The 21,139-nt window shown below is 64.7% G+C and carries 17 protein-coding genes; 6 read left to right on the top strand and 11 right to left on the bottom strand.

What is annotated here, in order from left to right:
• Complete coding sequence (locus IP83_RS06160; protein ID WP_054121332.1) at positions 1 to 1,626, bottom strand: NAD(P)/FAD-dependent oxidoreductase; 1,626 nt, start codon at positions 1,624 to 1,626, stop codon at positions 1 to 3.
• A gap of 138 nt (positions 1,627 to 1,764) precedes the next feature.
• Between IP83_RS06160 and IP83_RS06155 the strand changes: the two genes are divergently transcribed.
• Positions 1,765 to 2,535: an SDR family NAD(P)-dependent oxidoreductase gene (locus tag IP83_RS06155; RefSeq protein ID WP_054121362.1), complete on the top strand. Its 771-nt coding sequence runs from the start codon at positions 1,765 to 1,767 to the stop codon at positions 2,533 to 2,535.
• A gap of 10 nt (positions 2,536 to 2,545) precedes the next feature.
• Positions 2,546 to 3,211 carry a glutathione S-transferase family protein gene (locus tag IP83_RS06150; RefSeq protein ID WP_197274295.1) on the top strand — a complete coding sequence of 222 codons (666 nt, stop codon included), beginning with the start codon at positions 2,546 to 2,548 and terminating at the stop codon, positions 3,209 to 3,211.
• A gap of 1 nt (position 3,212) precedes the next feature.
• Here IP83_RS06150 and IP83_RS06145 read toward each other — a convergent pair whose 3' ends face one another.
• The 8 genes from IP83_RS06145 to IP83_RS06110 are packed head-to-tail and all read right to left on the bottom strand — an operon-like array spanning position 3,213 to position 12,039.
• Complete coding sequence (locus IP83_RS06145; protein WP_054121330.1) at positions 3,213 to 4,004, bottom strand: cyclase family protein; 792 nt, start codon at positions 4,002 to 4,004, stop codon at positions 3,213 to 3,215.
• Between the two features lie 3 nt (positions 4,005 to 4,007).
• The gene (locus IP83_RS06140; protein ID WP_054121329.1) at positions 4,008 to 4,934 is read right to left on the bottom strand and encodes a 3-keto-5-aminohexanoate cleavage protein; all 927 of its coding nucleotides are present in this window, start codon (positions 4,932 to 4,934) and stop codon (positions 4,008 to 4,010) included.
• On the bottom strand, positions 4,931 to 5,731 hold the full coding sequence (locus IP83_RS06135) for an ester cyclase (RefSeq protein ID WP_054121328.1): 801 nt from the start codon (positions 5,729 to 5,731) through the stop codon (positions 4,931 to 4,933). Before IP83_RS06135 ends, IP83_RS06140 begins: the two co-directional genes overlap by 4 nt.
• The gene (locus IP83_RS06130; protein ID WP_054121327.1) at positions 5,728 to 7,248 is read right to left on the bottom strand and encodes a long-chain-fatty-acid--CoA ligase; all 1,521 of its coding nucleotides are present in this window, start codon (positions 7,246 to 7,248) and stop codon (positions 5,728 to 5,730) included. Before IP83_RS06130 ends, IP83_RS06135 begins: the two co-directional genes overlap by 4 nt.
• Before the next feature lie 19 nt (positions 7,249 to 7,267).
• Positions 7,268 to 8,419 carry an acyl-CoA dehydrogenase family protein gene (locus IP83_RS06125; RefSeq protein WP_231624929.1) on the bottom strand — a complete coding sequence of 384 codons (1,152 nt, stop codon included), beginning with the start codon at positions 8,417 to 8,419 and terminating at the stop codon, positions 7,268 to 7,270.
• A 54-nt stretch (positions 8,420 to 8,473) separates the two neighbouring features.
• Complete coding sequence (locus tag IP83_RS06120) at positions 8,474 to 9,334, bottom strand: 3-hydroxyacyl-CoA dehydrogenase family protein (protein ID WP_156309601.1); 861 nt, start codon at positions 9,332 to 9,334, stop codon at positions 8,474 to 8,476.
• Positions 9,331 to 10,095 (bottom strand): crotonase/enoyl-CoA hydratase family protein, encoded by a 765-nt coding sequence (locus tag IP83_RS06115; protein WP_054121324.1) that lies wholly within the window; start codon positions 10,093 to 10,095, stop codon positions 9,331 to 9,333. Before IP83_RS06115 ends, IP83_RS06120 begins: the two co-directional genes overlap by 4 nt.
• A 3-nt stretch (positions 10,096 to 10,098) precedes the next feature.
• Positions 10,099 to 12,039 (bottom strand): NAD(P)/FAD-dependent oxidoreductase, encoded by a 1,941-nt coding sequence (locus IP83_RS06110; protein ID WP_054121323.1) that lies wholly within the window; start codon positions 12,037 to 12,039, stop codon positions 10,099 to 10,101.
• A 356-nt stretch (positions 12,040 to 12,395) separates the two neighbouring features.
• Between IP83_RS06110 and IP83_RS06105 the strand changes: the two genes are divergently transcribed.
• The 4 genes from IP83_RS06105 (at position 12,396) to IP83_RS06090 (ending at position 19,410) form a co-directional block, all read left to right on the top strand.
• Positions 12,396 to 14,993 (top strand): TonB-dependent receptor, encoded by a 2,598-nt coding sequence (locus tag IP83_RS06105; protein WP_197274294.1) that lies wholly within the window; start codon positions 12,396 to 12,398, stop codon positions 14,991 to 14,993.
• Between the two features lie 78 nt (positions 14,994 to 15,071).
• A complete protein-coding gene (locus IP83_RS06100) occupies positions 15,072 to 17,138 on the top strand; it encodes a PQQ-dependent dehydrogenase, methanol/ethanol family (protein WP_054121321.1) in 2,067 nt (688 codons plus the stop codon).
• On the top strand, positions 17,135 to 18,547 hold the full coding sequence (locus tag IP83_RS06095) for an aldehyde dehydrogenase family protein (protein ID WP_231624928.1): 1,413 nt from the start codon (positions 17,135 to 17,137) through the stop codon (positions 18,545 to 18,547). The genes IP83_RS06100 and IP83_RS06095 overlap by 4 nt, the downstream gene beginning before the upstream one ends.
• Before the next feature lie 5 nt (positions 18,548 to 18,552).
• Positions 18,553 to 19,410: an aldo/keto reductase gene (locus IP83_RS06090; RefSeq protein WP_054121319.1), complete on the top strand. Its 858-nt coding sequence runs from the start codon at positions 18,553 to 18,555 to the stop codon at positions 19,408 to 19,410.
• Here the strand turns inward: IP83_RS06090 and IP83_RS06085 are convergent.
• Together IP83_RS06085 and IP83_RS06080 are read right to left on the bottom strand one after the other, a co-directional pair.
• Complete coding sequence (locus IP83_RS06085; protein ID WP_054121318.1) at positions 19,407 to 19,910, bottom strand: hypothetical protein; 504 nt, start codon at positions 19,908 to 19,910, stop codon at positions 19,407 to 19,409. The genes IP83_RS06090 and IP83_RS06085 overlap by 4 nt on opposite strands.
• A complete protein-coding gene (locus IP83_RS06080) occupies positions 19,907 to 21,124 on the bottom strand; it encodes a phosphotransferase family protein (RefSeq protein WP_054121317.1) in 1,218 nt (405 codons plus the stop codon). Before IP83_RS06080 ends, IP83_RS06085 begins: the two co-directional genes overlap by 4 nt.
• Positions 21,125 to 21,139: the final 15 nt, after the last annotated feature.

The following is a 21,139-nucleotide window of genomic DNA, read 5'->3' as shown; positions in this document are numbered from 1 at the left end:
TCAGCCCGCGCGCGCCATGGCAAAGCCGCGATAGCCATCGGCTGCAATGTCGTTGCAGATGCCGGTGTAGACGCCCAGCCCGCCGACATAGGGCAGCATCACGCGCGGCTTGCCGGGGATGTTGGCGCCCATATACCAGCTGTTGGCCTGCACATGCAGCGTCGCCTCGGCCACCTCGCGCACGTGGTTCACCCAGTCTTCTTCGGCCTTGGGCTCGGCCTCGATGGTCGTGGCGGCGTTGCGGGCCATGTAGGTCAGGCAATCGCCGACCCATTCGACATGCTGCTCGATCGCCATGACCACATTGGTCAGGATCGAGGGGCTGCCGGGGCCGGTGATCGTGAACAGGTTGGGAAAACCCGCGACCATCAGGCCAAGATAGGTCTTGGGCCCGTCCTGCCACTTCTCGGCCAGCGAGACGCCGCCGCGCCCGCGAATGTCGATGCGGGTGAGCGCGCCGGTCACCGCATCATAGCCGGTTGCAAACACGATGCTGTCCACCGCGTAGTGGCCGCCGGAGGTTTCGATCCCCGCCTGAGTGATGCGGGTGATCGGGGTTTCGCGCGCATCGACCAGCGTCACGTTTTCGCGGTTGAACGTGGCGTAATAGTCGGTGTCGACGCAGATGCGCTTGGTGCCGATGGCATGGTCGGTGGGGGTGAGCTTCGCTGCGATGGCCGGGTCTTTCACGATCTCCCGGATTTTGCCGCGCACATAGTCCGCCGCGAGATCGTTGGCGGCCCGGTCCTTGAACAGGTCGTTGAAGGCATGAGTGAAATTGGCACCGCCGCGCGCCCAGCGCGCATCGAACTCGCGCTGGCGTTCCTCCTCGCTCACCTCAAACGCGCCGCGCTGGCCATATTCGTAGAGCGCGCCTGATTTGGTCGCCTTGGCCTTGGCCCGCAGCTGCGCTGCATCGCGCTTCCAGGCATCCTGCACGTGATCAGGCAGCGGGTGGTTCCAGGCCGGAATGCTGAAATTGGGCGTGCGCTGGAATACGAACAGGCGCTTGGCCTGCTGCGCGACCATCGGCGTGACCTGGATGCCCGAGGACCCCGTACCGATCACGGCAACGGTCTGGCCGGTGAAATCGACCGGCTCGTGCGGCCAGTGACCGGTGTGATACCAGGTGCCGGCAAAGTCATCGAGGCCCGCAAAGTCGGGCTTGCGCGGGGCGGAGAGCGCGCCTGAGGCCATGATGCAGAAGCGCGCGGTGACGGCCTCGCCGGCTTCCGTCTCGACGCGCCAGAGGTTTGCAGGCTCGTTGTAGTGCGCCGAGGCAACACGGGTGTTGAACCGGATGTCACGGCGCAGGTCGAACCGGTCGGCCACGTGCTCGATATAACGCAGGATCTCGGCCTGCGCGGGATAGCGCTCGGTCCAGACCCATTCGCGCTGCAGCGCCTCGTCGAACGAGTACGAATATTCGAGGCTGTAAACGTCGCAGCGCGCGCCGGGATAGCGGTTCCAGAACCATGTGCCGCCGACCCCGCTGCCCGCTTCGAAGGCAAGGACCGAAAGGCCGAGGCTGCGCAGCTTGTGGATCATGTAGAGCCCGGCAAAGCCCGCGCCCACCACGACGGCATCGTAGTCTGCCTTGATCGCGGCGCTGGCAGGCTCGGACATCAGTGAGATCCCTTTCATCAATTCTTCCGGCGCTGCTTGGGCCGCATTTTGCGCTCGACACAAGGTCGAATCAACACATATGTTGAAACATAGAAAACCCGTTGGATTAAATCAATACCAACTGGTAAGGTGATGGGCATGGATGATCTGAAAGACAAGGTGGCGCTGGTGACCGGGGCGGGTGCGGGCATTGGCCGGGCCATTGCGCTGCGGTTGGCGATGAACGGCGCGAATGTCGGCCTGTTCGATACGAATGCCGCAAGTGCCGCCGCCACGGCCGAGGTGATCACCGCACTTGGGCAGCGGGCCGTGGTCGCCGCCGGTGACGTCTCAAACCGCGCCGACGTGATTGACGGGCTTGAGGCAATCGTGAGCGAACTGGGTCCGGTCGATGTCCTTGTGAACAACGCCGGGATCCTGCGCACGGCTGCGTTCCTCGATGTGAGCGAGGAGGAGTGGCGGCGCATGTTCGCGATCAATCTCGACGGGGTGTTTCATTGCTCGCAGGCGGTGCTGCCCGCCATGGTGGCGCGCCGCAGCGGCGCCATCGTCAACGTCTCGTCGTGGACCGGCAAGAAAGGCGTGCCCAACCACGCGGCCTATGGCGCCACCAAGGCCGCGATCATCAACCTCACGCAAAGCCTTGCGGGCGAATTTGGCAGTTCGGGCATCCGCATCAACGCGGTGTGCCCGGGCATCATCGTCGATACCGAAATGCGCGCGGAAGCCGAGGAAATGAACCGCGCGCAGGGTCTGCCGGATGTCGCCACACGGGTTCAGGCGATCCCGCTGCGCCGCGCCGGAACCCCCGGTGAAATTGCCGAACTCGTCGCCTTCCTGGCTTCGGACCGCGCCGCCTACATGACCGGACAGGCGATCAACGTCACCGGTGGACACTGGATGAACTAAGGAACCCATGATGATCCTGATCAGCGCCACACCCAGCCCGTTTGCGCGCAAGGTGCGCATCGCCCTCATGGAAAAGGGCGTGCCCTTCACCCTGCAAAACGAGGTGCCCTGGCACGCCGACACCCAGACATCGCGCTACAACCCGCTGGAGCAGCTGCCGGTGCTGATCCCCGATGATGCGGACCCGGTGTTCGAATCCTCGCACATCATGGAATGGATCGAGTGGCGTTATCCCACGCCGCCGATGCTGCCCGATGCGCCCGAGGCGGCGTTGGAGGCCAAGCAGGTGCAGGTGATCGCCGAAGGCGTGCTCGATGCGACCGTGCTGCTGTTCTGGGAAATGCAGCGGCCCCAGCCCAGCGCGGAATGGGCCCAGCGGCAGTTGCGCAAGGTCAAGGGCGGGCTGACCGAACTCAATCGCCGGGTGGGCGCGCGCGACTACATTGTCGGAGACCGCTTCGGGCTGGCCGACATCGCGGTGATCGCGCTGCTCGGCAATCAGGATATCGTGATCGAGACCGGCATGATCCCGCTCTGGCAGGCCTACGCGCCGGACATGGCGCCCTGGCACGAGCTTTACCCCAATCTCGCGCGGTTCGAGGCCTTCCACCGCGACCGCCCCTCGGTGCGCGCGACGGCTCCGGTGATGTTCGCGCTGAAGGAGAAGATCGTCTGAACTAGTCCTCGAAGATCGCCACCGCCCTCGTCCACCCGGCCGAGGCGGCGCGGATCTTCATCGGGAAGCAGGCGATGGTGAAGCCGGTGGGGGGCAGCACTTCGAGATTGTGCAGCTTTTCGAGGTGGCAGTAGCCGATATCGCGGCCTGCCTTGTGGCCTTCCCAAATGAGCCCCGCGTTGCCTGTCGCCTCATAGGCCTCGCGCGTGTGGACGAACGGCGCGTCCCAGCTCCAGCCGTCGGTGCCGGTCAGCCGCACGCCGCGTTCGAGCAGGTACATCGTGGCATCGTAGCCCATGCCGCAGCCCGCTGTGACATAGTCGTCCTGCCCGTAGCGCTTGCCCGCAGCCGTGTTGACCACGACGATTTCGAGCGGCGACAGCGTGTGGCCGATGCGCGCCAGTTCGGCCTCGACATCGGCGGCCGTCACCACATAACCATCGGGCAGGGCGGTGAAATCCAGCTTCACGCCGGGCTGGAAGCACCAGTCGAGCGGCACTTCGTCGATGGTGATCGCGCGCTCGCCCCCATCCTTCAAATTGCCATTCATCGTGGAGGCGAAGTGGTAGGGCGCATCGAGGTGCGTGCCGTTGTGCGTGATGAGCTCGATCTTCTCGATCGCCCATGCCTCGCCATCGGGCAGGTCTTCGGGCTGCAGGCCGGGAAAGAAGCCGACCAGATCGGGGATCGAGGTCTTGTGGTCGATATAGTCGATCTTCGGCCGGTAGGGCGGCGGATCGGAAATCACGTCGTTTTCGAGGTAGATCGAGAGGTCTACAATCGTGCGTGCCATGCCCTAGAACTCCACCCTGTCGCCGCCCTTGAGGCCCAGCATCGCGCGGGCTTCGGAGGGCGTGGCCGGTTCATGGCCCATCTCGCGGATGATCCGCACGATCTTTTCCACCTGCTGCGCGTTCGAGGCGGCCAGTACTCCGCGTTCGATGAACAGACTGTCCTCCAGTCCTACCCGGACATTGCCGCCCATCAGCGCGGCCTGCGTCAGGAACGGCATCTGGTGGCGCCCGGCGGCGAGCACCGACCACTGGAAGTTGTCGCGGCCGAACAGCCGATCGGCGGTGGATTTCATGAACATCAGGTTTTCGAGATCGGGGCCGATGCCGCCCAGAATCCCGAAGATCATCTGGATGAAGAACGGCGGCTTCACCAGGCCCCGGTCCACGAAATGCGCGAGGTTGTAGAGGTGGCTGACATCATAGCACTCGTGCTCGAACTTGGTGCCAGCCTCGCCCATCACCTCAAGGATCGCGGCTATATCGCGGAAAGTGTTGCGGAAGATGAAGTCGTCGGAGCCGGTGATATAGGGCTCCTCCCAATCGTGCTTCCATTCGGAGATGCGCGCCGCCGCGCCGAAGAACGCGAAGTTCATCGAGCCCATGTTGAGCGAGCACATCTCGGGCTTGAACTGCACCGCTGCCTTCAGCCGCTCGGCCAGCGGCATCGTGGCGGAACCACCGGTGGTGATGTTCACCACGGCATCGGTCTGCTGCTTGATGACCGAGAGGAACTGCGCGTAGATCGCCGGGTCGCCGGTCGGCTGGCCATTGGCGGGATTGCGCGCGTGAAGGTGCAGGATGGCCGCGCCCGCCTCCGCCGCCGCGATGGACTGCTCGGCGATTTCGGACGGCGTGCAGGGCAGGGCGTCCGACATCGTCGGGGTGTGCGCGCCGCCGGTTACGGCGCACGTGATGATGACCTTGCTCATCGCGGCGGCATCAGTGCGCGGTTGAGACCGAGCCGGTCGGCGGTGACTTGAACGTGCACGATCTGGTCTCCTTGCGTATCGAACAGGCCTGCCAGCGCGAGAGTCACCGGCTGGCCGATCTGCGCGGCATCGATATCGTCGAACCCGCCGCGATAGGTGCCGGTGCAGGTGAGGTGAAAGGCCCCGCGCGGCCCGGCGGAGAAGAGCTGGTCGACAGTGATGGCTTCGATGGCGACGAGATCGGCAAAGCGCGGGCCTTCGGCGCTGATCTCGTCGATCATGGCGCTGCTCGCCCAGCTGGCGGGGTTCGTCAGCCATGCCTCGGCAAGGGCTTCCACCGCCGCATCAGGAGCCTCGCAAGGCGCGTCCCACGGGGCGGGGTGCGGCGCGCGGATTTGATCGCACGTGCTGTCGGCGAGCTGGCGCTTGCGGGCGTAGTAGTCCTCTTCGGCCCAGCCCCGGTGCAGCCGCCCGTTCTTGATGCGGAACAGCGTGACCCCGCCCCAGGTCGAAAGCCGCCCGCCATGGCGGATCGACGCGCCATGCTCGGTAAAGCGCATCGCGATCGCATCGGGGCCGATCACCGTATCGTGGACGGTGACGCAGAGCCCGGGAAACTGGTCGAGCTGCGCGGCCGTCGCCGGCAAGTAGGTGTCATCGCGGCCAGCGAGCAGGAAGCCGCCGATGCTCAGCGCATAGTCAGGCTCCATGATCGTCTCGACCGCCGCGACATTGTGGCAGGTGAGGAAATCGACGGCAAAGCCGCGCAGCAGGCGCGCGGAGGGACTGAGGGTCATGCTTGTTCTTCCAGCCAGCGCGGATCGCGCATCTCTTTCTTGAGGATCTTGCCCGAGGCGTTCTGCGGCAGCGCGGCCACGAACGCGATGGCAGTCGGGCACTTGTAGTGCGCGAGGCGGGCGCGGGTGAACGCGATGAGCTCCACCTCGCTCGGCGTGGTGCCCGCCCGCGCGACGACGAAAGCCTTGGGCGTCTCGCCCCAGCGTTCATGCGGCACGCCGATGACAGCGACCGCCGCCACCGCCGGGTGATCGTAAAGCACGTTCTCGATCTCGGTCGGGTAGATGTTCTCTCCGCCGGAGACGATCATGTCCTTGAAGCGGTCGTGGATGTAGATGTAGCCGTCGGCATCCTGCCAGGCGGCGTCGCCGGTGCACATCCAGCCATCTGTCGTGATCGTCTTCGCGGTTTCCGCAGGCTTGTTCCAGTAGCCGAGCATGATCGCCTCGGATCGGATGCGGATCTCGCCAACCTCGCCTGTCGCCACCGGCTCGCCTGTCGCCGGATTGACCAGCGCAAACTCGTTCCACGGCATCGGCCGCCCGCAGGACCGCAGCCGGTGCGCAAGCGGCCCGCCCGGATCATGGTCCTCAGGGGGCATCATGATCACCGTACCGGCGGTTTCGGTCATGCCGTAGGTGTTCATGAAGCCGCAGCCGAGCACCGCGATCGCGCGCTTGAGCACGGCCTCGCCAATCGGCGCGCCGCCATAGACGATGCGGTTGATGCTCGATATGTCCATCCCGGCCACGCCCGGCACTTCGAGCAGCATCTGGATCACGGTGGGCACAAAGAAGCCGTGGGTGACGCGGTAGGTTGCTATCGCCGCGACGATTTCGGTCGGCACGACCTGCTGCATCAGCACGGTGTGGCCGCCCTGGCTCAGCGCGGTCAGGCCATAGCCGATCCCCCCGATATGGAAGAGCGGGCTGGCCACCAGATTGACGCTGCCGCCCGTCATGTCCCACAATTCGTGGGCCATCCGCGCCAGAAACGAGAGGTTGCGGTGGCTGAGCACCACGCCCTTGGGCAGGCCGGTCGTGCCGGAGGTATAGAGGATCAGCAGCGGGCTATCTGTCGTCGGCAGGGTGCCCGGATCCGCGCTGCTGGCGGCATCGCGCCATGTGGGATAGTCTGCAAGCAGGATCGTGGCGGGCGGCGATGGCGTTTCAGCCAGCAGGCCCTGCAAGGTTTCCTCGACGATCAGCAGCGAAGGCGTGCTGTCGCCCAGAATGCCCGCAATCTCGCGCGGGGCCAGCCGCCAGTTGATCGGCAGGCAGATCGCCCCCGCCTTGGCGCAGCCGAAGAACAGCTCGAACTGCGCCGTCCCGTTGCGCGCGATGATCGCGACGCGGTCGCCAGCCTGCACGCCCTGCGCCGCCAGCGCGTTTGCCACCCGGCTGGCCCGCGCGTCAAATGTGGCGAATCCCTGCGTCTCGTCCCCGCATGTCAGGCACGGGGCATCGGGGGCTTGCGCGGCATGCCGGCGCAGCAGGGTCAGCAGGTTGGTTTCCACGGGGATCGGCAGCTTTTCGTCAGTAGCTCTTCGGCAAGCCCAGGCTGTGCGTCGAGACATAGTTGAGGATCATCTCGCGGCTCACCGGCGCGGTGCGGTGCAGGCGCGCGATGAACCACAGATCCGACAGACCATACTCGTTCGAAAGGCCGTTGCCACCGTGGACCTGGATGGCCTGATCGAGCGCCTTGAGCGAGGCTTCGGCGGCAGCGAACTTGGCCATGTTGGCGGTTTCGGCGGCGTCTTCCCCGCCGTCGCAAAGCTGCGCGGCGCGGGCATTGAGCAGGCGCGCGGCCTGCACGTTGATATAGGCCTCGGCCAGCGGGTGCGCCACGCCCTGATGCGCGCCGATCGGCGTGCTCCACACAGAGCGGTCCTTGGCATATTGCGCGGCCTGCGAAATGGCGAAGCGCGAGATGCCGTTGTTGATCGCGGCAGCCGCGATGCGTTCAGGATTGAGGCCGGAGAACACCTGCTTGAGGCCAGCGCCCGGCTGTCCGATCAAGGCATCGCCGGGGATCTCGACATTGTCGAAGAATACCGAGAACTGCTTTTCGGACGTGCGCAGCGCGGCGTCGATGCGGGTCATCGAAATGCCCGGCGTGCTGGTGGGCACGATGAACAGCGAAAGGCCCTGCTTCGAGCCATCGGTCACCGGCACGCCGTCACGCGCCACGACCATGACGGCATCGGACTGGTCGATGTCCGAGGTCCAGTACTTGGCGCCGTTGATCACCCAGCCGTTGCCTTTGCGCACGGCATGGGTCGTCACCTTGTGCGTGTTCGAACCGGCGTTGGGTTCGGTGATCGCGAAGCACATCTTGCGCTTGCCGCTGGCGATGCCGGGCAGCCATTCCTGCTTCAGTGCCTCACTTCCGCAGCCCGCGATGATCGGCGCGGTGATCGAGGAGATGACCATCGACAGGATCGGGCAGCCGTGCGCCGCGGTTTCCTCGATGCAGATGTTCAGTTCGGCAAGACCGCCGCCGCCGCCGCCGTAGGCTTCGGACACGTGGACCCCAAGAAACCCGGCCTCGCCCAGCGCCGACCACAGTGCTTCAGGCTGCTCGCCCTTGTTGACGACGTCCTGGAAATACTTCCGGCCAAACTTGCCGACGAGTTTGCTGACGCTGTCGCGCAGATCGCGATGATGGTCTGCGGTATCGCACAAGGTTGTTTGGAAAAGATCAGACGACATTGGAAATGCTCCAGGTACTAGAATGGTTTACTGCGGCCAGGTGAAGAAGCCCTGGCCCGATTTGGCGCCGAGTTTGCCTGCGGCGACCATGTCGATGAGGATCTGCGGCGGCGCGAAGCGCGGCCCGTGCGCGGCCTCCAGCGTGCGCGCGATATCGAGCCGGACGTCGATGCCGACGATGTCGCTGAGCCGCAGCGGGCCGACCGGGTGGCGATAGGCAACCACGGCTGCCCGATCGATATCCTCGGCTGAAGCGACACCCGATTCGAGCATGCGCATGGCCTCGAGGCTGGCGATCAGATCGAGCCGGCTGGTGGCAAAACCGGGCACATCGCGCACGGTCAGCGATTGCTTGCCGATGGCGGTCACATAGGCACGGGCCGCTTCCAGCGTCTCGGGCAGGGTCTTCGCGCCTTCGACCAGTTCGACCAGATGGATCGACCAGACCGGATTGAAGAAATGCATGCCGAGGAAGATGCCCGGATCGGGCAGGGCCTGCGCCAGCCGGTCGATCGACATCGCGCTGGTGTTGCTGCCGATGAGCCTGGGCGCGCGGCGAGCAATCCGCGCCAGAATGTCGAGCTTCAGCTCCAGCCGTTCGGGCACGGTCTCGATCACGAGATCGAGGCCCTCCGGCAGCGCATCCACATTGGCAATCCGCGTGATCCGGCTTTCGAGCGCGGCCGCGCCTGCCGGATCGAGCTTGCCGCGCGTGATGGCGGAAGCGGCGGTCTTGCTGATCGTGTCGCGCAGTCCCGCCGCGCGCGCATCATCGGGTTCGACGACCGTGACATGCGCGCCGGCCATGGCGCTGACATAGACGATCCCGACGCCCATCGTGCCGCCGCCGACCACGGCGATCTGCTGGTTTGCCAAAGCTTCGTTCATCGTCCGGTCCATTGTGCGGGGCGTTTTTCGGCAAAGGCGCGCGCGCCCTCGGCTGCGTCGTCAGAGGCCAGCACGCCGTCGACGAGCGGGCGCTGGCGGTCCCAGATCTCGGCTTCGGGCCACTCGCGCGATTCGCGGATGATGCGCTTGGTCATCGCCGTGCTGAGCGGCGCGTTGGCGGTGATGGCTTCTGCGAGCGCCAGTGCGCCATCGAGCGCGCCGCCTTCGGGGGTGATCCGATTGACGAGGCCCCAGCGGTGCGCCGTGGCAGCATCCATGCGCGCGCCGGTCAGCGCATATTCCAGCGCAATCGCCTCGGGAATGCGGCGCGGCAGCCGCACCAGCCCGCCCGAACCCGCGACAAGGCCGCGCGCCACTTCGGGGAGGCCGAACCACGCGGTTTCAGCGGCCACGATCATGTCGCAGGCCAGCGCCAGTTCGCACCCGCCCGCCAGTGCAAAGCCTTCGACGGCGGCGATGACAGGCTTTTTCGGCGGCGCTTCGGTGATCCCGGCAAAGCCCCGGCCTTCCAGCTCGGGCCGTTCGCCATCGGCAAAGGCCTTGAGATCCATGCCCGCGCAAAACGAGCTGCCGCGCCCGGTGATCACGCCCACGCGCAAGTCCGGATCGGCATCGAGCTGGTCGAGCGCGCCCGCGATGGCGAGCGAGACCGCATGGGTCACCGCATTGCGCTGCTGCGGGCGGTTGATCGCGATAACGAGGACCGCGCCGTGCTGCTCGATCTGAACGGGGCTGTCCATGGCTCAGGCCGCCCCTGTTGCTGCGGGCAGGGCTGCTTTGGCCTTGCCGAGGCGGTATTCGCCAAGGTCGGCGGCAGCGGTCATGGACCAGAAGTCGATGATCCGGAACGGGTTGTTGACGACGACCCGGCCTTTCGAGTTCTTGTAGTAGGTTTCGACGCCCGGATAAGTCCACACCATCCCGGCGTGCGTCGCATCGACCTTCACGTTGTAGGCGTCGTGCACCTCCTCGCGCACTTCGACCTGCGTGGCGCCTTCGCTGAGCATCTGGCGAATGAGCGACATCACATAGTGCATCTGACGCTCGAGCACGGTGATCAGACTGCCGCCGTGGCCAAACTGGGTGTTGGGCCCATAAAGGCAGAAGAAGTTGGGATATCCGGGGACGACGGTGCCGAGATAGGCGCGCGCATCGTCGCCCTTCCAGTCCTTGTGCAGTTCGCGCCCGCCTGTGCCGACGACCTTCATCGGCGCGAGCAGGTTGACCACATCGAAGCCCGTCGCCCAGATCAGCACATCCGCCTTGTGCACGGCGCCGTCCTGCGTGCGGACCCCGTCCGGCAGGGCCTCGACGACCGAGCCGGTGACGAGCGTGACATTGTCCTTCGCCAGGGTGCGGAACCAGCCGTTGTCGAGCAGCATGCGCTTGCCGAAGGGCGGGTAGTCCGGCAGCACTTGCGGCAGCAGATCGGTGGCGGTGCCGAGTTCGACGGTGATATAGGCTTCAAGCCCCTTGCGGTGGGCATCGTTGATCGGATTGATCGAACGGCCATGACCCTCCCACGACGGGTCTTGCTGCAAGGCTTCGTAGAGCTTGTCGTTGAACGCCCAGCTCAGGCGGATGCGATACCAGCGCCGGTAGAGCGGCACGGCATCGAGCAGGCGGCGCAGCGGCTCTGGAATGCTCTTGCCGAACTTGGGGAAGGGCGCGGCCCATTGCGGGGTGCGCTGCACGATGGTGAGCGAGGCAACCGTGTCCGCAATCGCGGGAGCGACCTGCATCGCGCTCGCCCCGTTGCCGATCAGGACCACGTTGCGTCCTTCGAGCGGCACGCCTTCGTCGGGATAAGTTGCGGTGTGGAAGCTGGGGCCCTTGAAGGTGTCCAGCCCCGGAATATTGGGGAGGCGCGGCTTGTTGAACGCGCCGACACCGCTGATCAGGATCGCGGCACGCAAGGTTTCGGGCTCGCCCGCCTCGTTGGAGACAAGCGCGGTCCATTCGCCCGCACCCTCGTCGAAGCGCGCTTCGGTGACTTCCACGCCGAAGCGGATATGCCGCAGGATATCGTGATCGCGCGCGACCTTTTCGAGATAGGCGTGAATCTCGCGGCTGCCGGCGAAGTAGCGCGACCAGTCGTAAGGCGCGAACGAGAACGAATAGAGGTGGCTCGGCACGTCGCAGGCCGCACCGGGGTAGCGGTTTTCGAGCCAGACGCCGCCGGGCCGGTCGTGGCGCTCGACGATGGTATAGGGAATGCCTGCCTCGGCCAGCTGGATCGCGGCGCACAGGCCCGAAATGCCCGCGCCGATGATCAGTGCGCGGAAGCCTTCCGGAACGGGCGCCTTGGCAATCTCGGCGCCATCGGCTGCAGGCAGATCGAGATCGGCGCGGATCATGGCCGCGTAGGAGGCGGGGATCGTCTCGCCGAGCGAAACGCTCATCAGCTCGACCAGCAGCGCATCGGAGGGATTGGCGAGGCGGGCCGGTTCGCCCGCGAAGTGCGCGGTGAGCGCCGCGTGGGCCGCTTCGCGGATTTCGCGCTGCACATCATCGGGCAGGCCGCCGCTGTCATTGTCGTCCATACCGCGCGTGCGGGTGGGGATGAACTTTCCTTCGATCCAGCGCCGCTCGCCCGTCAGCTGCACCAGCAGGCAGGCCAGGGTTGGCACATTCGCGGCCGCCAGCGCGTCGGTCAGCCAATCAGGATGTTCGGTGTTCTGCACAGCTACCTGCCACTGCTTGTGATTGCCTGTCGCGCTCCGGTTGCGGAGCTGACTTGGCCTCTCTCTCCGCAACCACGCGGGAAATGTCAACATCTATGTTGATGAAAGGCGCGTTCGGTCGAAAAGGCGGGCTTCTCGGGCAGGGGGTGGCAGCCGGAAGACTCGGGAAAACAGATCAAATATATGAAAAAATGAGGGTAATTCCCCTCTGATGCAACCATGTCGGTAGGTGCAGCCGAAAAATTTTACACTACTGTTGACGAGGCCCGTCACCGTAATCTACGGATGTGTTGATCAATGAGAGGCGACTCAATGCCGGCTGCAAAGTCGTGCCAACGCCAAGGGGAGAGATGTCCATGTCGAGACCTACCATTCTTCGTGCTGCGCTCGTTTCGGCCAGCGTCCTGTCGCTCGCCGCGACCGCGCACGCTCAGGCGGCGCCCCCGGCTGAGCAGGCCGCGCCCACCGAGGGCCTTGGCGAAATCATCGTGACGGCAACCAAGCGCAGCGAAAACCTGCAGAACGTGCCGGTGGCGATCACCGCGGTGAATGCGGCGCAGCTCACCAAGCAGGGCGTGTTCTCGACGACGGACCTCAACAACTCGATCCCGAACCTGCAGGTCAGCTCGGCCTATGGTGAAACGCAGCCGAACTTCACGGTTCGCGGCATCGGCGTCGGCACCGAGTACAACTCCAACGCAGCATCGCCGGTCGGCATCTATGTCGACGAAGTGTACCAGTCGTTCCGCGCCAGCCACGGCCAGCAGCTGTTCGATCTGGAGCAGCTGGAAGTCGTGCGCGGCCCGCAGGGTACGCTCTATGGCCGCAACACCACCGGCGGCGCGATCAACTTCATCACCCGTAAGCCCAAGCTGCAGGGTGCAAACGGCGCGATCACGCTGGGCTACGGCTCGTTCAACCGCGTCAGCGCGCAGGGCGCCATCGAAGTGACCCCGGTCGAAGACAAGCTCGGCATTCGTATCGCCGGCAGCTATGTCGATTCCGATCCGTTCGTGCGCAACGTGCAGCCGGTCGGCCTGATCAAGTCCAACCCGAACGTTCCCGACAACGTCGCGTTTGGCGACAAGAACGCCGGCATCTCGCCGGGCGGACATGAATCGTTCGGCGTTCGCGGGCAGATCCGCTTCAAGCCTACCGAGACGATCGATCTCAACCTCAAGGCCTATGTGGCGCAGTCGGTCGGCGGGCAGGATTCGCCGCAGAACCATGGCCCCTCGCTCACCAATGACACGATCAGCCTTGCAGATTCGGCGTTCGGCTTCTTTTATACGCCGCTCGCCAGCCAGCTGTTCGGCAATGGCAAGGACCTCACCGATTTCCTGCCGCCCGCCTATAGCGCCAAGGGCCGCGGCCTGACCGATCGCGAGATCGAGGGCAACTCGATCGGTACGGCCGAGACCAAGACCTTCGGCGCCGTGCTCAATGCCAAGTTCGAACTGGGCGACAAGCTCAACCTGACCTCGATCACCGGCTTCGACCGGACCCGCAATGGCCTGCTGCCCCGCATCGATTGCGACGGCACGCCCTATAACGTGTGCTCGATCGGCTATGCTTCGACCTCGCGCAGCTTCAACCAGGATCTGCGCCTCGATTATGCGAGCGGCCGGTTCAAGGCGATCGCGGGCGTCTATTACGGCTGGGACAAGATCGTCACCAACAACACGCCCGACTTCTATGGCTTCCTCAGCGACGTGAACGCCGCGATCGGCAACCCCAAGACCTACTTCAACCCCGCCGGACTTGGCCGCGAGGCTGGCATGGCGACCGCGCTCAAGGCCACCCAGAACTACACCCAGGAGCGCAAGTCCTACGCGATCTACGGTGAGGCCAGCTACGAGCTGACCGACACGGTCAAGATCACCGCCGGTCTCCGCTACACCAAGGACAAGTTCGCCTACCTCGATGCGCTCACCACGTTCTACGACGACACCGGCGCGCCGCGTCTCTACACCGTGTCCGACTATGCGCCCGGCGGCGTGCTGTCGAAGTACTTCATCGGTGACAATCCGGCGCTCGACAAGAGCATCAAGCCGCTCAACCGCCGCGACGCATCGAACGCGCTGACTGGTCGCGCGATCATCGACTGGAAGCCGGCCGACAACATGCTGGTCTATGCCAGCTACAGCCGCGGTTATCGCGGCGGCACCTACAATGGCCTCGCGTTCCAGTCCGCCGCGCAGGTCTACTTCGTGCAGCCCGAAAAGGTCGATGCCTTCGAAGTCGGCCTGAAGAGCCGCTTCTTCGACAACCGCGTGCAGTTCAACCTCTCCGCGTTCCACTACAAGTACAAGGCGCAGCAGCAGCAGCTGCTCGATCCGAGCTCGGTGACCTTCCTGATCAATCTCGACGGGAAGCTGACCGGTCTGGATGCCGAACTCATCGTTGCCGTCACCGACAACATCCGTCTGAACGCGGGTCTTGGCGTGCTCGACAGCAAGTTCGACAATGGCGCCTGCCCGGCGGCCCCGATCAGCGGCACGCCCCCTCAGGTCGGCAACTGCATTTCGACCGGCGGCGGCAAGATCGACGTGGGCGGGAATCCGTTCCCCTATGCCAGCAAGGTTTCCGGCAACGTCGGGCTGGACTGGGATGCCGTGAAGACCGATGCCGGCACGCTGACGCTGCACGCCGATACCAGCTACACCGGCCGCTTCTACTACGACGTGTTCGGTTCGTATGACTATGTCGGGCCGCAGGGCAGCTCGGTCAATTCGGCGCGCGGCCCGCTGGGCGAAGGCCAGGCCCCGTACTGGCTGATCAACGGCCGCATCTCCTACACCACGCAGCACTTCAGCATTGCCGGCTACGTGAAGAACCTGACCAACAAGCTCTACTACCCCAACGCAATCAACGTCGAGGGCAGCTACGGCAGCGATTACCGGATCCGCGCGGCACCGCGCCAGTTCGGCATCGAGGTTGGCGCCAAGTTCTGATGACATGACCAAGAGGGCATCTGCGGCGCAGGTGCCCTCATTTTTTCAGCGTTTCCCATCCGCACATAGGCTGCATTCATGCGCACGTTTCATCCGGTTGTTCTTTCGGTTTTGCTCGCGGGCTGCGCGCAGGCCATCGCCGATCCCGTCACGTCGGTATCGGTGGGCGATTGGCGAACCTACGGCGGGACCGCCGAAGAGCAGCGCTTCAGCCCGCTGACGGCGATCGATGCCAGCACGGTCGGCAACCTCGGCCTCGCCTGGAGCCACGAATTCGATACTGCGCGCGGGCTCGAGGCTACGCCGCTGGTGGCGGACGGGGTCATCTACACGACAACCGCGTGGTCCAAGGTCTATGCGCTCGATGCAGTGAGCGGGAAGCTCCTGTGGGAATATGATCCCAAGGTGCCGGGCGAGACCGGGTTCAAGGCCTGCTGCGATGTCGTCAATCGTGGCGCAGCGCTGTACGACGGCAAGGTCTATGTCGGCACGCTCGATGGCCGATTGATCGCGCTCGATGCCAAGACCGGCAAGCTGGTCTGGTCGACGCTGACCGTCGATCAGAGCAAGCCCTACACGATCACCGGCGCGCCGCGCGTGGTGAAGGGGCGCGTGCTTATTGGCAATGGCGGCGCTGAATATGGCGTGCGCGGCTATGTCAGTGCCTATGACGCACAGACCGGCAAGATGGCATGGCGGTTCTATACGGTGCCGCCCGCCAAGGGGGCCGGCCCCGATGGCGCGGCTTCGGACAAGATCATCGAGAAGATGCAGGCCACATGGGACGGTGACTGGTCCAAGTTCGGCGGCGGCGGTACTGTCTGGGATTCAATTGTTTATGACAAGGAATTCAATCAGATCCTGATTGGTGTCGGCAATGGCTCGCCGTGGGATCGCCGCATTCGTTCAAACGGCAAGGGCGATAATCTGTTCGTATCTTCGGTCGTTGCACTTGATGCCGATACCGGTGAGTACAAGTGGCACTATCAGGGCGTTCCGGGCGAAAGCTGGGATTTCACCCAGACCCAGTCGATCATTCTCGCCACGCTCAAGATTGGCGGGGCAGACCGCAAGGTCATGATGCAGGCCCCCAAGAACGGCCTGTTCTACGTAATCGACCGCAGCAACGGAAAGCTCATTTCCGCCAAGAATTTCGTGCCGGTCAACTGGACCAGCGGCGTGGACATGGCGACCGGCCGCCCGGTTGAGAACCCCGATGCCCGCTACGAAAAGGGCGTGTTCGTCGCCACGCCTTCGGGCCACGGTGCGCACAACTGGCAGCCGATGGCCTATAACCCGCAGGCAGGCCTCGCCTATATTCCGGCGCAGGAAGTGCCGCTCGCCTATGTCAGCGACAAGCCCTTCGTGGCGCGCCCCGGCGGCTGGAACCTCGGCGTCAATCTCGCGATCAACTCGCTGCCCGATGACAAGGCGGCGCTGAAGGCGATCCGCGCCACGCTGCGCGGTTATCTCATCGCTTGGAACCCTGTGGAGCAGAAAGAGGCCTGGCGCGTCGATCTTGGCGGCCCCGGCAACGGCGGTGTGCTGACCAGTGCGGGCGGGCTTGTCTTCGCGGGCAATGCCAAGGGCAAGCTGGTTGCCTATGCAGCGACCAGCGGCAAGGAACTATGGTCCTATGACGCAGGCATCGGCATCATTGCCCCGCCGATCACCTATTCGGTGAAGGGTGTTCAGTATGTGGCTGTGATGGCAGGCTATGGCGGCGGATATGGCCTGCCGACTGCGTTTGCAGAGCTGCAGGGCCCCCGACCCAATGGCCGCCTGCTGGTCTTCGCGCTAGGCGGCAAAGCCTCGTACAAGATCGAGCGCGCGCTGCAGGCTCCCCCGGTCATTGTCCAGAATGAATGGACGCCTGAAACGGTGGCGAGGGGCGCCGAGCTTTACGGCAACACCTGTTCGGTCTGCCATGGCGGCGGCGTGCGCTCCTCGGGCGTGCTGCCCGATCTGCGCCGCTCTGGCGTGCTGGGCGACAAGGCGACGTGGCAGGCGGTCGTCCATGACGGGGCGCTCAAGGAAAACGGCATGGTCGGCTTCGCCAAATGGATGACGCCCGAGGATATCGAGTCCGTGCGGGCCTATGTTGCTGATCGTGCGCGGTTGCTGGCGAAGGAGCCGGACCAGTGAGCCTGCAAATGCTGATCGGCGGCAAACTCGTCGCCGGAAACCGCACACTGAACGTGGTTGATCCTGCAACCGGCCAGATCTTCTCCAGCTGCGCCAGCGGTTCACGCGAGGACTTCGAGGATGCGGTGACGGCGGCGGCTGCCGCGTTCCCGGCATGGTCGCAGACCACCGCCGAAGAACGCAGCGCGTTGCTGATAAAAATGGCCGAAGTGATCGAAGCCAACCTGGAATCGCTCGCCCGCACGCTCACCAGCGAGCAGGGCAAGCCGATCCCCGATGCACAGGCAGAAGTGGGCGGGGCAGCCTACTTCCTACGCTACTATGCCGGGCAGACCATCCCGGTCGAAGTGATTGAGGACAGCGAAGCCCGCCTCATCGAGCTGCACCGCCGCCCGCTCGGCGTGGTTGCCGCCATCGTGCCTTGGAACTTCCCGGTCCTCACCGCGGTAAATAAGGTCGGTGCGGCGCTCTTGACCGGCAACACCGTGGTCGTGAAGCCAGCGGCCACTACCCCGCTCGCCACGCTGGAAATCGCGGCGCTGTGGAAGGATCTAGTGCCGGCGGGCGTGGTCAATGTCGTCACCGACAACAACGATCTGGGCGATGCGCTGACCGGCCATCCGCTTGTACGCAAAGTCAGCTTCACCGGCTCGACCACCACGGGCAGCAAGGTCATGGCGGCCGGTTCCGCCTCGCTCAAGCGCATGACGCTGGAATTGGGCGGCAACGATTCCGGCATTGTCCTCGATGATTGCGATCCTGAGGTTGTTTCCCAGCAACTGTTCGATGCAGCGTTCGTCAACAACGGTCAGGTCTGCATCGCGCTCAAGCGGCTCTACGTGCACGAAAGCCAGTATGATGCGGTCTGCGCCAAGCTGGCCGAGATCGCGAAGGCGGCTGTCATTGGCCCCGGATCGCAGCAGGGTACCCAGCTCGGCCCGGTGCAGAACCGTGTGCAGTTCGAAAAACTGACGGCCCTGATCGAGGAGACGCGCGCTGAGGGCACGATCATCGCTGGTGGTGATAGTCCGGAGGGTGAGGGGTACTTCATCAATCCGACCATCGTGCGCGATATTTCCGATGACGCGCGCCTTGTTGCCGAAGAGCAGTTCGGCCCGGTGCTGCCGGTCCTGCGCTTTGCCGATATCGACGATGTCGTGGCGCGAGCCAACAACACCAGCTTCGGCCTCGGCAATTCGGTATGGTCGGCGGACCCGGCGCGCGCCGGTGCGGTTGCGGCGCGGCTCGATTCCGGTTCGGTGTGGATCAACAAGCATGGCGATATCGGGCCGGACACGCCGTTTGCCGGGGCCAAGATGTCGGGCGTCGGGGTCGAGATGGGCATGCACGGCCTGCTGGAGTTCACGCAGGCGAAGGTCATGAACTACGCCAAGGCGGCGAGGGTCTAGGGGCCATGATGAGCCCGGATGTGATCCTCAACGATGGCCACCGCATGCCGCAATTGGGGCTGGGCCTCATGCGGTTCGGTTCGGAAGCGGAAACGGCAGCGGTGCTCGCCAGTGCGGCGGATGCCGGATATCGCCTGTTCGACAGTGCTGCCGTCTATGGCAACGAGCAGCAGGTGGGCGAAGGGCTGCGCCAATCAGGCTTGGCGCGGGACGAAGTGTTCGTCACCACCAAGCTCTGGAACACCGAACATGGCCGCGAGAAGCCGCGTGCCGCGCTCGCAGGCAGCTTGCAGCGGCTGGGGCTCGATCACGTCGACCTCTACCTGATCCATTGGCCGCTGCCGATGGACGATCTCTATGTCGAAACATGGCGCGCGCTGATCGCCTTGCGGGATGAGGGCTTGGTCCGCTCGATTGGTGTCTCCAACTTCACGGCGGCGCATCTTGGGCGGCTGATCGCGGAAACCGGGATCGCACCGGCGGTCAACCAGATCGAGATGCACCCGCGTTTCCAGCAGCGGGCGCTCCATGCCTTCCACGGCGAACATGGCATCATCTCGCAGGCATGGTCGCCGTTTGGCGGCGGCGGGACGGGCGGCGTCCCCCTGCTAGGCGAGCCGGTGCTGGCGCAGATTGCCGCCAAGCACGGCCGCACGCCCTCGCAAGTCGTGCTGCGCTGGCTCACCCAATCCGGCGCATCCGCCATTCCCAAGGCAACGTCAGCGCAGCATCTGGCCGATAACATGGCTTCGCTGGCGTTCGATCTCGATGAGGGCGACCTTGCCGCGATTGCGACGCTGGACAGCCCGGAAGGTCGCACCGGCCCCGATCCGCTTACTTTCGCGGTAAAGCACTTCGCCTAGGGCTGCCAATCCGCCTTGGGCAGATCCTCGGGCCGCAGTTCAAAGCCCAGCGGGATGCACCACGAGCGGTCCCCCAGCAGGATCGCCTCGCTGTGCTCCAGAACCAGCGCATCGAGGGCGCTTTCCTGCGGCGTATCCTTCGCGGCTTCAACCAGTGCCGCAATCCCGGCCCGCAAGGCTGCGGTCGCGGCGCGCAGATCGGCATCCGCGGCGGCGGGATCATCCAGCACCGCTTTGCTGTGCGCAGCCTCGTCCGCGAGGCCCTTCGCGCTGGTGCCAAGCAGATCGGACACCGCACCTGCCATGGCCAGATAGCGCTGGAGCGTGCCGCGATAGTAGCTGCGCGCCAGCGGCAGGCGCTGCTGCATGAAACCGATGGCTGCGAGCGAGAGGTGGAGCTGTTCGATCACATGCTTGTCCGCGCCCGCCAGCGCCGGGAGGACAACCTCGCGCAGCGCGCGCTGGACAACCTGCAGCTGGGTTTCGAAATCCTGGTTCATGCCGTCGCACTCCGGAAAAAGCCGAGCAGATCGGAGAGGGCGAGGTAGCCCATTCCGGCAACATGGTTGAGCAGCACATCCTGATGGGTAGCCGCGCCGCGTGCCGCGCGCGTCGAGGCCGCCAGCAGCAGCACCGAGACGAGGTAGCGGTTGAACACGCCGAAATAGCGGATGCGCGCCGGATCGACTGGCAGGCCCGAAGCCTGTTCATAGGCCGCATAGAGCTCGGCCTCCGGCATCATGCCAGAGACCAGGATCGTCTCGCCATCCTCGGCGTAGTGCTGGAAGATCGGCAGGGCGGCGTAAGTCAGGTCCTGATGCCGGTCGCCCACCACCGCGCCTTCCCAATCGAGCCATGCGGTGATTTCGCCCTTTGCCTCATCGAACAGGAAATTGCCGCTGCGATAGTCGGCATGGACGATGGAGACATGATCGATCGGCGGGGCGTTGCGGATGAGCCACTTGTAGACCACCGCCATGACCGGCTCTTCCTCGATCCGGTCTTCTTCCCAGATTCGCCGCGCCGCATTGACCTGCCGGATGACCGAAGCGTTAGAGCCCACCTCAGGCCGGTCGAAGCTGGCCAGCATTGGCGGTGCGCCGATGGGCAGATTGTGGATGCGTGCGAGGTAATCGATGAACTGCGGTGCCAGCTTGGCCCGCAGCTCCGGCCCATAGTTCTGGCCCAGCCCGGTGACCTTGCCGGCATCGTGCGAAGGCTTGGCCGAGCCGGCGGCAAAGCCATAGATCATCGCCGGATAAGGCAAGAACTGCGCATCCGGGTCCATCCAGTAGGCATGGGGGACGGGCACAGTGCCTTCGACCGCGCGGATCACTTCGAACTCGCGGCGGCGGCTTGATTCGGTGACCGACGCTGCCGGTTCCATGCGCAGCACCATCGGTGTGGCAACGTGCGCCTGACCATCGGCGTTCTCGCCGCGCCAGTGCAGGTTGAACAGCATCTGCAACTTCGATGCGCCGCCCGAGAGCCAGCGCGCATCGGCGATGCGGACAGGATACCCCACCTGATTGGTGATCAGGCGCTCCGTGCCCTCCGCAAGCGTTTCCAGTGCGACTGCCTGAAATCCCGGACCATTGCGGCGGCGCATCTTGCGCGTAAGCACGGCGTCCACTTCGCGCTCGGTGGGAAACCGCGCGCGGATCGCTTCGATGAACTGATCGCTGGGATGCTGCCGGATGGAGTCGTCGGTCATGGCTTTGGTCCGTCG

The organism is Novosphingobium sp. AAP93 (assembly GCF_001296055.1).
Classification (GTDB): domain Bacteria; phylum Pseudomonadota; class Alphaproteobacteria; order Sphingomonadales; family Sphingomonadaceae; genus Novosphingobium.
This window is presented reverse-complemented; position numbering and strand designations above follow the sequence as displayed.